We start from the raw sequence: 15,920 nt of genomic DNA on the forward strand, positions 1-15,920 counted from the left end.
TATTTTCACTAGCGCACATTATATTTATATTGGAAACTCCTCCCCATGTCGGAAGCTGACCCCATGACCACGACCCGAGACCAGCGCGCGGTCTATCCCAGCCTGAAGGGCAAGCGCGTGCTGGTGACCGGCGGCGGATCGGGCATCGGCGCGGGGATCGTCGAAGGCTTTGTCCGACAGGGCTGCGACGTGACCTTCTTCGACATCGCCGAGGAAGATTCGAAGGCACTGGTCGCCAGCTTCGGCGGCGCGCACGCCGCGCCGGTGTTCCACAAGATGGACCTGACCGACACGGCGAACCTGCAGGCGCGGATCAAGGAGATGGTCGAAGCCAATGGCGCGTTCGACATTCTGATCAACAATGCCGCGAACGACGATCGCCACACGATCGACGAGATCACCGAGGATTATTGGGAAAACCGCCTCAACGTGAACCTGAAGCACCTGTTCTTCTGCGCGCAGGCGGTGATCCCCGGCATGCGCGAAAAGGGCGAAGGCGCGATCATCAATCTCGGTTCGATCTCGTGGCACCTCGCGCTGGAAGGGCTCACCCTTTACCAGACCAGCAAGGCCGCGATCGAAGGCCTGACGCGAAGCTTCGCGCGCGAGCTTGGCCCCGACAATATCCGTTCGGTGTGCATCATTCCGGGCAATGTCCGCACCCCGCGCCAGATGAAGTGGTACACGCCCGAAGGCGAAGCCGAGATCGTCGCCGCGCAGTGCCTCAAGGGACGTCTGGTGCCCGACGACATCGCCGCGATGGCGCTGTTCCTCGCCTCGGCCGATGCGCGGCTGATCACCGGGCACAGCTATTTCGTGGACGCAGGCTGGCGCTGATGGGCGACGTGCAGCTTTCCGAACCGGTCAGCATCTGGCCGCTTCGCGCAGCGCTGCTCGAAGGCCCCGTGTGGGTCGCCCGCGATTCCGCCTTGTGGTTCACCGACATCAAGGGCCACAAGATCCACCGGCACGTGCCCGGCCAGGGCGTATTGACCGGACATAGCTGGGACGCGCCGGGGCAGATCGGCTTTGTCCTGCCCTTCGCCGCGGGCGGGTTCGCCGCGGGTCTGCAGGACGGCATCCACCGGTTCGACGAACGCGACGGCCGGTTCCATCCGATCGTCGATCCCGAACCCAGGCTGCCGGGCAACCGGCTGAACGACGCCACCGTCGATCCGCAGGGCCGCCTGTGGTTCGGCACGATGGACGACAGCGAAGCCGAAGCGACCGGCGCGATCTACCGGCTGGGCGCGGACGGCAATTGCTGGCTCGAAAGCCCGCATTATTCGATCACCAACGGCCCGGCGTTCAGCCCGGACGGCAAGACCTGCTACCACACCGATACGCTGGGCGGGATCATCTATGCCTGCGACGTCTCGCACATGGGGCATCTGTCGAACCGCCGCGTCTTCGCGACGATCCCGAACGAGGAAGGCTATCCCGACGGTCCGACGGTGGATGCCGAAGGCTGCGTGTGGACCGGGCTCTACAAGGGCTGGGCCGTCCGGCGCTATTCGCCGAAGGGCGAACTGCTGGAGACGATCCGCTTCCCGGTGAGCGCGATCACCAAGATCGCGTTCGGCGGGCCGGACCTCAAGACGGTCTATGCCACCACCGCCAACAAGCATTGCGCGCCCGAGGATATGGAAAAGGAGCCGCACGCGGGCGACCTGTTCCGCTTCGAAGTCGATGTGCCCGGCCTGCCGGGCGTGGAGATTGCCGGCTAGCTTGCCTCGATGCCACGGTCTGTTGATCGGATGGGCACAGATTACGCATATTGTTAGAAAACAATCGCTTGGGCCCGTGCTGGTTGACACGGTTGACACCTATATCGCGAAAAACCGGTTCCCCGCAAAAATGAGGTTTTCGACAGGTCAAAGAGCGGCGGGGCGTCCCCTGCCTCCCCAGCCAAGCAGCCGAAATCCAACATTGCAAGCCGCGACGGCCATCGCCGACCGGACAGGCGGGCCGTGGCCTGTTTCGACATTCAGCGACGCCTACGCCTCCGGCAGAAGATTTTCATAGCAACGCTGAATACAGCCTAGACCTCGAACGCGGCGATGATCGGGCATGGCCCGCTGGTCGCCTCGCATTCCCGCGCCAGTTTCCGCAGCGAGGCGCGCGCCGTTTGCAGTTCGGCGATCTTCGCATCGAGCGCGGCGATGCGTTCGCGGGCGAGTTCGCGCGCGCGCGCGTGATCGTGCCCGGCATCGAGCGCCAGTAGCTCGCCGATCTGCTCCAGCGTGAAGCCCGCGCCCTGCGCGGAGCGGATGAAACGCATCCGCCGTACGTCCGCTTCGCCATAGCGCCGGATGCCGCCGCCGATCCCCGATCCGCCACTGCGCTCCGGGGTGCCGACCAGCCCGCGCCGCTGATAATAGCGCACCGTCTCCACGCCCACGCCGGCCGATTTGGCCAATCCCGCAATCGTCATCGCCATGCCAAAACTCCGTACCTCAGTACGGATATCTAGGCAGCGGAGAAGCCGGTGGAAAGCCCCTGCCCGGCTATCTACACTTGGGTGGCACCGCAAAGGAGCATGTCGATGATCCCGACCATCACCGCTTTCAGGGACTCGCCCGACAAAGGCCGCGGCCTTGCCCGCGACATGCGGATTCGCTGGGCGCTGGAGGAGGTCGGCCAGCCCTACGCCGTCCGCCTCGTCACCTTCGCGGAGATGCGGCAGCCCGGGCATCTCGCGCTGCATCCCTTCGGCCAGATCCCGACCTATGAGGAAGGCGAGCTCACGCTTTTCGAGACAGGCGCGATCACCCTTCATATCGCGCAGCGCCACCCCGGACTGCTTCCCGAGGAAGCAGTTGCGCGCGCCCGCGCGATCGCCTGGATCTTCGCTGCCCTCAACACGATCGAGCCGCCGATCGTCGAACTCGAACAGGCCGGATATGTCGAGCAGGACCGGCCCTGGCATGGCGAGCATGTGCGGATCATGGAGGATCGCATCCGCCATCGGCTCGACCAGCTGGCCGCCCGCCTCGGCGATGCCGACTGGCTCGACGGCGCCTTCTCCGCCGGAGACCTGACCCTGGTGATGGTCCTGCGCCGGCTGGAAGGCACGGGCATCCTCGAACATTACCCCACCCTGACCGCCTATGTCGCGCGGGGCGAGGCTCGCCCGGCCTATCGGCGCGCCTTTGCGGCCCAGTTCGCGGTCTTCGAACAGAGCCGCTGACCGCCGCTTGACTCCGTACCATAGTACGGACCCTATATGCGCCGGGTCCGTTGGTGGACGATGGAGACCCGCAGATGAACGCCCCCGCCGAGAAGCGCGCCACGATCTATCGCATGGTGATGCCCAACCATGTCTGTCCCTATGGACTGAAGGCGCTGCACCTGCTCCGCTCGCATGGCTATCAGGTCGAGGATCGCTGGCTCCGCACGCGCGAGGAAACAGACGCGTTCAAGGCCGAACATGACGTGAAGACCACGCCGCAGGTGTTCATCGGCGAGCGGCGGATCGGCGGCCATGACGACCTGCGCACATTTCTCGGCAAGCCCGTGCGCGACCCCAAGGCGCTCACCTATCGTCCGGTGATCGCGGTGTTCGCGATGACGGCGCTGATGGCGCTCGCGGCGAGCCATGCCGCCTATGGCAGTCCGTTCACGATCCGCGCGGGCGAATGGTTCATCGCCTTCAGCATGTGCGTCCTCGCCATGCTCAAGCTGCAGGATGTCGAGCGTTTCTCGACCATGTTCCTCAACTACGACCTGCTGGCGAAACGCTGGGTGCCTTATGGCACGATCTACCCCTTCGCCGAGGCCGGCGCGGGCGTGCTTATGGCGGCGGGCGTGCTTACCTGGCTTTCGGTGCCGGTCGCGCTGTTCATCGGCGGCATCGGCGCGGTTTCGGTGTTCAAGGCAGTCTATATCGACAAGCGCGAACTCAAATGCGCGTGCGTCGGCGGGGACAGCAACGTCCCGCTCGGCTTCCTCTCGCTGACCGAGAATGTGATGATGGTCGCGATGGCGATCTGGATGCTCGCCGCGCCGGGCCACGGCGCGATGTAAGCCTCAGCCGCGCGCGGGGGGCCTTTCGTCGGGCCGCAACGTCAGTACGCGCACGCCGTCGGCGGTTACCGCCACGGTGTGTTCGAACTGGGCGGACAGCTTGCCGTCGGTGGTCACCACGGTCCAGCCGTCATCCTCGGTACGCACCGTGCGGCGGCCCTGGTTGAGCATCGGTTCGATCGTGAAGACCATCCCTTCGCGCAGGAACATGCCGGTGCCGGCCTTGCCGAAATGGAGAATCTGCGGCTCCTCGTGCATTTCGCGCCCGATGCCGTGACCGCAATAATCGCGCACGATCGAATAGCCCGCGCGCTTGGCGTGACGCTCGATCGCGGCGCCGATGTCGCCGAGCCGCGCGCCGGGGCGAACGGTATGGATGCCCTTCCACAGCGCCTCATAGGTCGTCTTCACCAGACGCCGCGCCTGCGGGGATACCTCCCCGATCATGTAGGTCTTGCTGGAATCGGCGATATAGCCGTTCTTCTCCAGCGTGATGTCGAGATTGACGATATCCCCGTCGCGCAACACCTCGCCCGTCGACGGCACGCCGTGGCACACCACTTCATTGCGCGAGCAGTTCAGCACATAGCCATAGTCATACTGGCCCTTGCTCGCCGGCCGCGAACCCAGATCGTCGACGATGAACCGCTCGACGAGATCGTTGACTTCCATCGTCGACCGCCCGGCGAGCGCCAGCCCGTCCAGATGGGTGAAGACCGACGCCAGCAGACGGCCGGATTCGGCCATCAGCTCGACTTCCTCGGGCGATTTGATCATTCGATCAGCGCACCCGCATCGGCCGGATCGACTCCCGCCTCGCGCAATTCGCGCGCGACGATCTGCTGAAAGCTGAGCTGCGGGTTCAACTCGCTGAGCATCCCGATCCTGATCCAGAACGCCGCCTGTGCGTTGATCGACCGGTAGGATGCCTTGCTCGCCTTGCGCAGCTGCTCGTGCAGCTCGTCCTCGATATTTACGATGCCCACAAGGCCTCCGTATATGATTCGTATATGAACCATATACAGATCGCCTCGGGATCCGCAAATCGCCCCTATCGGCGGCTAGTGGTTGTGGCGCGGCACCTTCTCGCTGGTCTTGCGATATTTGACCGCGAACTCGAGCACGCCGCCCTCGCCCAGCTGGCCGGTCTTCTCGCGGAACAGCTCCTCCCACGGCGTCTGGCTTTCGGGGATCGGCGGAGCAGGTTCGCCCTTGCGGCGCGCGATCTCGTCCGGCTCGACCAGCGCGTTGCAGCTGCCTGCGTTCAGATCGATCCGGATCGTGTCGCCGGTGTGCAGCCAGGCCAGCCCGCCCCCCGCCGCGCTTTCGGGAGAGGCATTGAGGATCGAGGGGCTGTCCGACGTGCCCGACTGGCGCCCGTCGCCCAGCGTCGGCAGGCTCATGATGCCCGCCTGGATCAGGTGATCGGGCGGCTGCATATTGACCACCTCGGCCGAACCGGGCCAGCCGAGCGGGCCGGAGCCGCGGATGACGAGGATGCAGTTCGCGTCGATTTCCAGCGTGGGATCGTTGATCCGGTGGTGGTAATCGTCCGACCCGTCGAACACGATCGCGCGGCCCTGAAACACCCCCTCTTCGCCGGGGCGGGAGAGGTAGCGGGCGCGGAAGTCGGGCGAGATCACGCTGGTCTTCATGATCGCCTGATCGAACAGATTGCCCGAGAGGACGAGGAAGCCCGCCTTCTCCATCAGCGGCTGGTCGTACGGATAGATCACGTCGCGGTCAGTCGCTTCGCGGCCCGAGACATTCTCGGCCAGCGTCTTGCCGGTGCAGGTCATCACACTGCCGTCGATATGCCCCGCCAGGATCATCTCGGTCAGCACCGCGGGAATGCCGCCGGCGCGGTGGAAACGCTCGCTCAGATACTGGCCGGCGGGCTGCATGTTGACCACCAGCGGCAGATCGTAGCCGCGCATCCAGTCGGCCGGGCCGATATCGATCCCGGCATGGCGGGCCATCGCGATCAGGTGCGGCTGGGCGTTGGTCGATCCGCCGATCGCAGTGAGCAGGTTGATCGCGTTGAGGAAGCTCTGGCGGGTGAGGATCTTCGACGGGCGCAGATCCTCATAGGCCATGTCGACGATCCGCTTGCCGGTCTCGTACGCCATCTGCCCGCGCTCGCGATACGGCGCCGGGATCATCGCGCAGCCCGGCAGCGACATGCCCAGCCCCTCGGCGAGGCTGTTCATGGTCGAAGCAGTGCCCATCGTGTTGCAATGGCCGGCCGAGGGCGCGCTGTCGGTGGCGCGGCGGAGGAATTCGGCTTCGTCGATCTCGCCCGCCGCCAGCTTGCGCCGGCTGCGCCAGATGACCGTGCCCGAGCCGACCAGTTCGCCTTCGTGCCAGCCGTCGAGCATCGGCCCGCCCGAGAGGACGATCGCGGGGATATCGACCGTGGAGGCGGCCATGATCGACGACGGCGTGGTCTTGTCGCACCCGGTGGTGAGGATCACCGCGTCGATCGGATAGCCGTTGAGAATCTCGACCAGCCCGAGATAGGCAAGATTGCGATCGAGCGCCGCGGTCGGGCGGCGGCAATTCTCGAAGATCGGATGGAGCGGGAATTCCATCGGGATGCCACCCGCCGCGAGGATGCCTTCACGCGCGCGCTTCACCGTTTCCAGGTGGATGCGGTTGCACGGCGCGATGTCGCTGCCCGACTGGGCGATGCCGATGATCGGCTTGCCCGACATCAACTCGTCGCGCGTGATGCCGTAATTCATGAACCGCTCGAGATAGAGCGCCGCCATGTCGGCGCGGCCGGGCGCGGCGAACCATTCGCGGGAGCGGAACGGGCGAGCGGGTTGGCGGGTCGTCATCATATCACCTTGTCAAAAGGGGCGCGGCCCGAAGACCGCGCCCCCGATAGTGTCAGCTCCGCAAGGCTCAGCCTTCCATCGCTTCCAGTTCCTTGCCCTTGGTCTCGTGGATGAACTTCGCCACGAGGAAGAAGCTGATCACCGCGCACACGCCATAGAAGCTGTAGCTGGCAGCGAGGCCGATGGTGGTCAGCATGATCGGGAAAGCCTGAGCGATCACATAGTTCGCGAACCACTGGAAGAAGCCCGCGACGGCGAGCGCCGAACCGCGAATCTGGTTCGGGAACATCTCGCCGAGCATCACCCACATCACCGGGCCCCAGCTCACGTTGAAGAAGACAACGTAGAGATTGGCCGCGACCACCGCGAGCGTGCCCATATCTTCGGACAACACCAGCTTGCCATCGACAAGGCTGCCGTGGCTGAACGCATAGACCATGATGAACAGCGTCGCCGCCATGCCGACCGAGCCGATCAGCAACAGCGGCTTGCGGCCGATGCGGTCGATCAGGGCGATCGTCACGAAGCAGGCAGCGATCGAGACCGCGCCGGAAACGATGTTGATCATCAGCGCGTCCTGCTCGCTGAAGCCAGCCGCCTGCCACAGCGTCGCGCCGTAATAGAAGATCACGTTGATGCCGACGAGCTGCTGGAACACCGCCAGCATGATGCCGACCCAGACGATCGAACGGACACCAAGGAAACCACGGCCCCCTGCCGGCGTGAGCACGTCACTGAGACGCGGACGGTGATCGTTCGAGAAGCTGGCCTGGATTTCCGTCACCTTGGCCGAAGCCGCACCGGCGCCGAACAGGTTGGTCAGCACGGCCAGCGCTTCGTCATTGCGGCCCTTCGCGACCAGATAGCGCGGGCTTTCCGGGATGAAGAACAGTGCGATCAGGAACACTGCCGCCGGCACTGCCTGCAGCAGATACATCCAGCGCCAGGCCTCGATATCGAACCAGATCTTGTTGGTCGAAACGCCGGCCACCGCAGTGACATAGTAGTTGGCGAGGAAGGCGGCGGTCAGGCCGGTGATGATCATCACCTGCTGCACCGTGGTCATCCGGCCACGAATGTTCGCCGGAGCGACTTCGGAGATATAGGCCGGGGACAGCACCGACGCCGCACCCACTGCCATGCCGCCGATGATCCGGGCGACGACGAAGATCGTGTGATCGTGGGCGAAGCCCTGAACCAGTGCGCCGCCGAGGAACAGCACGGCCGCCAGCCGCATCACGGCGCGCCGGCCGATCGCATCGGCCAGAATGCCCGCGAGCGATGCGCCAATGACGCAGCCAATCAGCAGCGAGCCAACGGTGAAGCCGAGCGCTGCTTCGTCCAGCCCGAAGGCAGCGATCAGGCCCGGCTGCGTGCCGTTTACGGCACCGCTGTCATATCCGAACAGCAAGCCGCCAATCGTTGCCACCGCAACGATCGCGAAGACGAGGCCGATATTGGTCCTCTCCGCGGTTTGATTCATTTGCGAGTCCCCTCTCCTCAGCCCGTAAGTGCGGGCGTGTTAGCGGTAACGGTACGGCCTCGCCAAGGAAAAGCAAGCCGCTTCCAACGCTAAACCGGCCACACCCGTCGCGGCCAATTGAATCCGCGAAGGGGCGAACGGAATCGGGCCAGCTGGCCTAGCCGCGCTTGCCGGAAGGCGGCGGGCCGGAGGATTCGCGGACGATCAGTTCGTAATCGAGCACCTGTTCGTCCTGTTCGGAGCCATCGGGTGCGCGCTGGGTGCGCAGGCTGGCGAGCAGCAGGTTCAGCGCGGTCTCGGCCATCGCGGCAGTGGGCTGACGGATCGTGGTCAGCTCGGGCCAGACGGTGGTCGAAAGCTGCGTATCGTCGAAGCCGACGATGGTCAGGTCCTGCGGCACATGCAGCCCCCGGCGATGCGCGACGCCGACGGCCGCGGCGGCCATATCGTCGTTCGACGCGAAGATCGCGGTCGGCGGATCCTTGCGGTCGAGCAGCCGTTCGGTCGCGACGATGCCCGAGCGGAAGGTGAAATAGCCCTGCTCGACCGGCATTGCCTTCAGGTCGAGACCGGCATGTTCGAGCGCGGCGACGAAGCCGCGATAGCGCTCGGCCGACGAACTCTGGTTCGGGTTGCCCCGGATAAAGCCGATCTTGCGATGGCCCAGATCGATCAGATGGCGCGTCATCGCCGAGGCCGCGCCGAAATCGTCGATGCGGACGTTCAGGCTGTTCTCCGGCGGCAGGCCCATCGCGACCGACACCCAGGGGATGCCGGCGGCTTCGAGTTCGGCGCGGACGGGTGCGGCTTCCGACAGCGGCGGCGGCAGGATCACGCCTTCGACCGAAGTCGAAGCGAACTGGCGCGTTGCATGCGCCTGATCGTCGGCGCGTTCGCTTTCACAAGCCTCAAGCACCAGATGGCAGCCGGCGCGGCGGGCCGCCGCCAATGCGCCGATCAGGAACTGCGAGAGATAGGCAGCCGACGGGTTGGAATAGAGCAAGCCGATTTGCGTCGCTTCGCCCGCGGCAAGGCTGCGCGCCGCGCTGTTCGGCGAGTAGTTGAGCTTCTCGATCGCTTCGAGCACAGCCGCCTTGGTCGTGGCGCGGACGTTCGACCCGCCATTGACGACGCGCGACACGGTCATCGCCGATACCCCAGCCGCCCGCGCGACATCCTGCACGGTAACGGTACCTCGGCTGCGCCGGCTCGGTTTGCTCAAGGAAATCGCCCTCCTGTCGCGGGGAATAGGAGGGCGTCCCACAGAATGCAATAAAGTTGCTCGAACGGTTTGTCCGAGTTGACCCCGGCGCATCGGCATCTATAGTTGATAGCGCTACCATAATTCGAGATGGCGACGACCGCCGCATTCAGGAGAGGAATCCCCATGACCGTTTCCGGCCACACCCGCCGCCGCGCGCGCCTTGCCTGCTTCGCCGCGATTGCCGCGCTTGCCACCGCACCGGCATGGATGCCCGTTGCTCAGGCGCAGACTGCAACGGCGAAGAAGGCCGACAAACCGCTCTACAAGGATGCGTCGCAGCCGGTCGAGGTTCGCGTCGAGGATCTGTTGAGCCGGATGACGCTGGAAGATCGCATCGCGCAGCTCGTGTCGATCTGGGAGCATAAGGACAGGATTCAGACCCCGCAGGGCGATTTCGATCCGGCCAAGGCTTCGGCGGCGTTCCCCAATGGCTTGGGCATGATCTCGCGTCCGTCCGATCGTCGCGGCGTGACGCCCCCTGCCCCCGGCAGCGCCGGCGCCGCCGCGGGGGTCGGCAATCGCAGCCCCGAAGAGACCGCACGCTACATCAACGCCGCGCAGAAATGGGCGGTCGAGAATACCCGCCTGGGCATTCCGATGTTCATGCACGAGGAAGCGTTGCATGGCCTCGTCGCCCCGGGCGCGACCAGCTTCCCGCAATCGATCGCGCTGGCGAGCAGCTTCAACCCGAAGATGGTCGAGCAGGTCTTCGCGGTCGCCGCGCGGGAATCGCGGGCGCGCGGCGCGAACCTCGTGCTGGCGCCTGTCGTCGACATCGCCCGCGATCCGCGCTGGGGCCGGATCGAGGAGACTTATGGCGAGGATCCGCATCTGGTCAGCGAAATGGGTCTCGCCGCGATCCGCGGGTTCCAGGGCACCACGCTGCCGCTGGCGCCCGACAAGGTGTTCGTCACGCTCAAGCACATGACCGGCCACGGCCAGCCCGAGAACGGCACCAATGTCGGCCCGGCGCAGATCAGCGAGCGGGAACTGCGCGAGAATTTCTTCCCGCCGTTCGAGCGCGCGGTGACCGAGCTGCCGGTGATGTCGGTGATGGCCTCGTACAACGAGATTGACGGCCTGCCGAGCCATGTGAACCGCTGGCTGCTGACCGACGTGCTGCGCGGCGAATGGGGCTTCAAGGGCGCGGTGGTCAGCGACTATTTCGCGATCCGCGAGACGGTGACCCGGCACCGCATGTTCGGCAACGTCAAGGAAGCGGCAGTGCGTGCGCTGGATGCCGGCGTCGATGTCGAGACGCCCGATGGCGAGGCGTTCAACCATCTGATGGAACTGGTGCGCGAGGGCCGCGTGACCGAGGCGCAGATCAACGTGGCGGTGCGCCGCGTGCTGACCATGAAGTTCCAGGCGGGGCTGTTCGAGAACCCCTATGCCGACCCGAAGACCGCCGCGAAGAAGACCGCCACGCCCGACGCGATCGCGCTGGCGCGGCAATCGGCGCGGGAGTCGATCGTGCTGCTGCGCAACCAGAACGGCCTGCTGCCGCTGAATGCCACCGGGATCCGCCGCATGGCGGTGATCGGGACGCATGCCAAGGACACGCCGATCGGCGGCTATTCGGACGTGCCGACGCATGTCGTCAGCGTGCTCGAGGCGATGCAGACCGAGGGCAAGGGCAAGTTCGAGGTCGACTATTCGGAAGGCGTGAGGATCACCGAGCATCGCGTCTGGGCGCAGGACAAGGTGGAGCTGACCCCGACCGCGACCAACGACAAGCTGCGCGCCGAAGCGCTTGAAACCGCGAAGAATGCCGATGTGATCGTGCTGGTACTGGGCGGCAACGAGGCGCTGAGCCGGGAAGCCTGGGCGGACAATCACCTTGGCGACATGGACACGCTGAACCTGGTCGGGCCGCAGGACCAGCTGGCGCAGGAGCTGATCAAGCTGGGCAAGCCGGTGGTCGTGGTGCTGCTCAACGGACGGCCCTATTCGGTCAACTATCTGGCGGAGAATGCCCCTGCGCTGATCGAGGGCTGGTATCTGGGCCAGGAGACCGGCAACGCGCTGGGCGACGTGATCTTCGGGCGCTACAATCCGGGCGGCAAGCTGCCGGTGACGATCGCCAAGGACGTGGGTCAGCTGCCCATGTTCTACAACCATAAGCCCACGGCGCGGCGCGGTTACCTGTTCGGGGATACCAAGCCCCTGTATCCATTCGGTTTTGGCCTCTCCTACACGACGTTCGACGTGTCGGCGCCGAAGCTGGCCGCCAGCTCGATCGGGATCAGCGACAGCGTGAACGTGTCGGTCGACGTGACCAATACGGGCAAGCGCGAGGGCGACGAAGTCGTCCAGCTCTATGTCCGCGACGACGAGGCCAGCGTCACGCGGCCGGTGATCGAACTCAAGCATTTCCAGCGGGTTACGCTGAAGCCCGGCGAGACGCGGACGGTGACCTTCACCCTCACGCCGCGCGACCTGAGCTTCTACAACGTCCAGATGAAGCGAGTGGTCGAGCCGGGCACCTTCACCATCTCGGCCGGGCCGAATTCGGTGGATCTCAAGAGCAGCAAACTGACTGTCCGGTAGCGTTCCCGGAAGGTTGCGAAGGGAGTGCGGAAGGGGCCGGTCCGGGACCGGCCCCTTCTGGCGTTTCAGTCCCTTGCTGATGCCGAAGTTGGCACGTCCAGCCATGCGGCGACCCAGAACAAGGGCGCGTTCCAGTTGATCGCGACTTCGTTGAGCGCATAGGCGCGGACATCGTCGGCATAGCAGCGCATCGGCGCGCACTTGCCCTTCAGTCCCAGCGCCACGGGATCGGACATGCCGGTCGAATTGGGGCCGCCGGAGAGGACGCCGGGGGGCGGACCGGGCAGCGACGGATCGATCGAGGGCGCCCAGAACCGGTGATGCGGATGCAGCATCGGGCGCGCGCCATAGCCGCTGATGTACGACTGATCGAGCGGGTTACGGCCGAGGAGATAATCCAGCGAATCAACCACCGCATTGCGATACTTCGCATCACGTGTGAACTCGAACGCATAGGCCAGCACGATCGCGCGGTTCATCAGGTTCGAGGTCGAACCCCAGGGGTAGCCCGAGGGCGCATAGGGGATGCGATAGCCGGTCTTGTCGCGTTCTTCCGCGAAGCCCGTCGCGGCCCTGACGAGCACGGCGCGGGCATGGTCGCGCTCCGCCGACGGGGCCGGCAGCATGGCCAGCGCAATCGTGCCAAGCGCGGCGGTTCGCGGCCAGCCCGGCTCACCCACAACATCGGAGGCATGATGTGGCGAGTTGCGGACGAAGGCGAGGAACTCCGGATCGCCGGTGGTGGCGAGCAGCTCAGCCGCGGCCCAGTAGAATTCGTCCGACACGTCATTGTCGCCATAGCCGCCGCTACCGGTAAAGTTCCCTGTCGCAAAGACTTGCGGGTTGTTCTTCGCAGCGACCCATGCGCGGCGGGCTGCAGTGAGGCAGCGGGCAGCGAACGCGTCATCGATCCCCTTCCAGATACGGGCGCATTGCGCGGCAGTGGCGGCGAGGTTCAAGGTCGCGGAAGTTGTCGGCGGGTAAAGCAGCCGGTCTTCCCTGTCGTCCGCAGGGCGCATCGGCAGGGCGGTCCAGTTGCGATCGGCGACCTTGAGATGCGCCATGCCGCCCGCGTCAACTTCGGTGAGCGCAACCGTCGCTTCGCGGGCGAAGTGGCCGATAGGGAGCATCGCCTTCGTCCCCTGCGGCACCTGCATGGCGAGCATGAATTCCATCTCGAACCGCGTTTCGTCGAGCAGGTCGTTGATGCCGTTTCCGGCCTCGGGGATGTTCAGTTTGCCGTCGGCGAAGGCAGGGCTTTTGAGATGTTCATAGGCGCTCTGGAGGGTCCAGAGGCTGATGCCGCCATTGACGACGTACTTGCCGTGATCGCCTGCGTCGTACCAGCCGCCCTTCACGTCGAGCTTATAGGCGCAGCCGGGCCAGACGATGCCGCGCAGATCGGTGCCGGCGAAACAGGGGGCGGTTTCGGTAACATGGCCGGCGGGGCGCGCCCATTTGGCGCCGACATAGCGGGCCTCGATCGGGACACCGGCGCGCTGGTGGTAGAAGAAGGCGAGCGCGTCGCTGGCGAGATTGCCGCGAATGTTGGCGGCGATGGCGAAGGGACGGCTGGTGAAGCTGCCCGCGTGCAGGGTGTAGCCTTTGCCCGGAATGGCGAAGTCGGTGAAATCGATGATGTGGACGGATTCGCCTGCCAGCGGATCGGGGCCGTGGGGTTGGGTCTTGCCGGTGCGGATGGGTTTGCCGGTGGCGTCGTGGAGTTGCCAGTCGAGGGGGATTTTGGAGTCGCTGGCGAGGATGGCGCGCTTGGGGCTGGTTGGGGTGAAGCCGAGTTGGTTCAGGCGGATCGCTGGCAGTTCTTCATGCCTCCCCGGAACGGGGAGGGGGACCGCGACGCGAAGCGGCGTGGTGGAGGGGCCCCTGCCCCAAGCGAAGCCTTCGTTGAGGGCGGGCCCCCTCCACCATCCTTCGGATGGTCCTCCTCCCCGTTCCGGGGAGGAATTTGGGGTCGTCGCACCACATAGCAGCAGCGCCAGTGCGAGCGGCGTCGCGTAGCGGATCATTGGCCCGATTTCGCGTAGGGGCCGAAGGTGGTGCCGATGAAGCCGCCGGCGGTCTTCGTGCTGAACTGTTTGGCGTCGATGCTGGCGAGGGTGCGCCATTTGCCGGGGGTGGTGGCGTAGGCGAAGTCGTAGGTCGTGCCGCTGGCGGTGATGCGCAGCCAGACGGGGGCGCCGGGTCTGGTGGCGAGCGGGGCGCTGGCCAGCGTGCGGCCGGTGGCGGGTTCCTTGTCTCCTGCCCGGCCCTCGACCAGCAGGACCGGCTTGCCGCCTTCCATGCCGATACCGACAAAGCCCCAATAGTCGTCGCTCTGGAGCGCGACGAGGCCGGCGCGGTCGCCATTCTTTCCGGGCGTGAAGCGGACGAGGGTTTCGGCGACGCCGTTCATATTCTGCTGGCGGCGGCCGAGGAAAGACGGGTTGGCATTGTCGCCCAGCCCCTCGGGCCGCGCGGTGAGGACGAGCGCGCCCTTGTCGAAACCGTACCAGTTGCTGCGCGGGTTGCGGAGCATCATCCATTCGGGGCCGAGCTTGCCGCGATCGAATTCCTCGCGGACATGCATCGGGCCGCTGGTGACGCGCTTCGGCTGGGCGGGGAGCGCGGGTTTGGCGTGGACGTAGGGGATCGGCTTGCCGCGCTCGAGGATGGTCGGCCAGCCATCCTTCCATTCGACCGGGAGCAGGAAGGTCTCACGGCCGGTATTGTAATAATCGCCTTCGTACGGGCGGACCGCGAGGAAGGTTGCCCACCATTTGCCATCGGGCGTGGTGACGAGCTGGGCATGGCCTGCGGACGTGATCGGGTGGGCGCGATCGCGCGGCAGATCGCGCTGGGTGAGCATCGGGTTGTTCGGGCCGGGGACATAGGGGCCGGTGACCGATTTGGAGCGGAGGATGACCTGGCTATGGCCCTCCGCCGTGCCGCCTTCGGCTGCGCTGAGATAATACCAGCCATCTTTCTTGAAGATATGCGGGCCTTCGATCCAGATCGGCTTGGTGCTGATGTCGATCCCGCCATCGACGACCATCGTCCGCGGGCCGAAGGTCTTGAGCGTCTTGAGGTCGATCTCCTGCACCCATAGCGCGCGGTGCCCTTCATATTTGGGCGGATCGGCGGGGGTGTCGTTGTTGATGATCCAGGTACGGCCATCCTCGTCGAAGAACAGCGAGGGATCGATGCCGTATTTGAGATCGGGGAGGAACACGGGGTCCGACCAGGGGCCGGCAGGATTCCTTGCGGTGATGACGAAATTCCACCCGCAATCGACGCAGGTGTTGAGGATGTAGAATACCCCGTCCTTGTGCTGGATCGTCGGGGCGAAGACGCCGCGCGAGAGGCCGAGCTGTTTGAAATCGAGCTGGGCGGGCCGATCGATCGCGTTGCCGATCTGGGTCCAGTTGACCAGATCCTTGCTGTGGAAGACCGGGATGCCGGGGAAATAGCTGAAGGTGGAGGTGACGAGGTAGAAATCGCTGCCGACGCGGGTGACCGACGGGTCGGGATAGAAGCCGCCGAGGATGGGGTTTCTATAGTCGGTCGCGGCGGGCTTCAGCGTGGTTTCGACGGGATCGCTGCCCTTATAGTCGAACCAGTCGAAGCGGGCAGTTTGCGCGGATGCGGAAGTGGCGGACAGCAGCATGGTGGCGGCGAGCAAGGCGCGGCGCATTTCTCTCTCCCGGTGGTTCGTTAGCGCTATCATGACGGGACGAGACGCGGGTGTCCAGCGTTGTCA

The 15,920-nt window shown here is 65.3% G+C and carries 13 protein-coding genes; 5 read left to right on the plus strand and 8 right to left on the minus strand.

Annotated elements, in window-relative coordinates; genetic code table 11:
- Positions 1-63: 63 nt before the first annotated feature.
- Entirely contained in the window at positions 64-837 is a 774-nt protein-coding gene (locus HHL13_RS07825; protein WP_240953649.1) for an SDR family oxidoreductase, read from the plus strand.
- Positions 837-1,727 (plus strand): SMP-30/gluconolactonase/LRE family protein, encoded by an 891-nt coding sequence (locus HHL13_RS07830; protein ID WP_169555137.1) that lies wholly within the window; start codon positions 837-839, stop codon positions 1,725-1,727. The genes HHL13_RS07825 and HHL13_RS07830 overlap by 1 nt, the downstream gene beginning before the upstream one ends.
- A 314-nt stretch (positions 1,728-2,041) precedes the next feature.
- Here the strand turns inward: HHL13_RS07830 and HHL13_RS07835 are convergent, their stop codons facing one another.
- Positions 2,042-2,440 (minus strand): MerR family DNA-binding protein, encoded by a 399-nt coding sequence (locus HHL13_RS07835; protein ID WP_169555138.1) that lies wholly within the window; start codon positions 2,438-2,440, stop codon positions 2,042-2,044.
- A gap of 105 nt (positions 2,441-2,545) precedes the next feature.
- Here HHL13_RS07835 and HHL13_RS07840 point away from each other — a divergent pair, with 105 nt between their 5' ends.
- Positions 2,546-3,190, plus strand: a complete 645-nt coding sequence (locus tag HHL13_RS07840; protein WP_169555139.1) for a glutathione S-transferase family protein — start codon at positions 2,546-2,548, stop codon at positions 3,188-3,190.
- A gap of 74 nt (positions 3,191-3,264) precedes the next feature.
- Positions 3,265-4,026, plus strand: coding sequence for a glutaredoxin (locus HHL13_RS07845; protein ID WP_169555140.1), 762 nt, complete (start codon positions 3,265-3,267; stop codon positions 4,024-4,026).
- Positions 4,027-4,029: 3 nt separating this feature from the next.
- On the opposite strand, the gene map is transcribed toward HHL13_RS07845, so the two are convergent.
- The 5 genes from map to HHL13_RS07870 form a co-directional block, all read right to left on the minus strand.
- Entirely contained in the window at positions 4,030-4,803 is a 774-nt protein-coding gene (gene map, locus HHL13_RS07850; RefSeq protein ID WP_169555141.1) for a type I methionyl aminopeptidase, read from the minus strand.
- Positions 4,800-5,012, minus strand: coding sequence for a ParD-like family protein (locus tag HHL13_RS07855; protein ID WP_169555142.1), 213 nt, complete (start codon positions 5,010-5,012; stop codon positions 4,800-4,802). The genes map and HHL13_RS07855 overlap by 4 nt, the downstream gene beginning before the upstream one ends.
- A gap of 75 nt (positions 5,013-5,087) precedes the next feature.
- Positions 5,088-6,866, minus strand: a complete 1,779-nt coding sequence (locus HHL13_RS07860) for an IlvD/Edd family dehydratase (protein ID WP_169555143.1) — start codon at positions 6,864-6,866, stop codon at positions 5,088-5,090.
- Positions 6,867-6,933: 67 nt separating this feature from the next.
- On the minus strand, positions 6,934-8,349 hold the full coding sequence (locus HHL13_RS07865) for a sugar porter family MFS transporter (protein ID WP_169555144.1): 1,416 nt from the start codon (positions 8,347-8,349) through the stop codon (positions 6,934-6,936).
- A 157-nt stretch (positions 8,350-8,506) separates the two neighbouring features.
- Positions 8,507-9,571, minus strand: a complete 1,065-nt coding sequence (locus HHL13_RS07870; protein ID WP_240953650.1) for a LacI family DNA-binding transcriptional regulator — start codon at positions 9,569-9,571, stop codon at positions 8,507-8,509.
- A 165-nt stretch (positions 9,572-9,736) separates the two neighbouring features.
- On the opposite strand from HHL13_RS07870, the gene HHL13_RS07875 reads away from it, so the two are divergent.
- The gene (locus tag HHL13_RS07875) at positions 9,737-12,163 is read left to right on the plus strand and encodes a glycoside hydrolase family 3 N-terminal domain-containing protein (protein WP_206376868.1); all 2,427 of its coding nucleotides are present in this window, start codon (positions 9,737-9,739) and stop codon (positions 12,161-12,163) included.
- Positions 12,164-12,228: 65 nt separating this feature from the next.
- Here HHL13_RS07875 and HHL13_RS07880 read toward each other — a convergent pair whose 3' ends face one another.
- Together HHL13_RS07880 and HHL13_RS07885 are read right to left on the minus strand one after the other, a co-directional pair.
- Positions 12,229-14,190: a glycoside hydrolase family 9 protein gene (locus HHL13_RS07880; protein ID WP_169555146.1), complete on the minus strand. Its 1,962-nt coding sequence runs from the start codon at positions 14,188-14,190 to the stop codon at positions 12,229-12,231.
- Positions 14,187-15,854 carry a glycoside hydrolase family 43 protein gene (locus HHL13_RS07885; protein WP_169555147.1) on the minus strand — a complete coding sequence of 556 codons (1,668 nt, stop codon included), beginning with the start codon at positions 15,852-15,854 and terminating at the stop codon, positions 14,187-14,189. Before HHL13_RS07885 ends, HHL13_RS07880 begins: the two co-directional genes overlap by 4 nt.
- Positions 15,855-15,920: the final 66 nt, after the last annotated feature.

It is taken from the genome of Sphingomonas sp. G-3-2-10 (assembly GCF_012927115.1).
In the GTDB taxonomy this organism is placed as follows: Bacteria; Pseudomonadota; Alphaproteobacteria; order Sphingomonadales; family Sphingomonadaceae; genus Sphingomonas.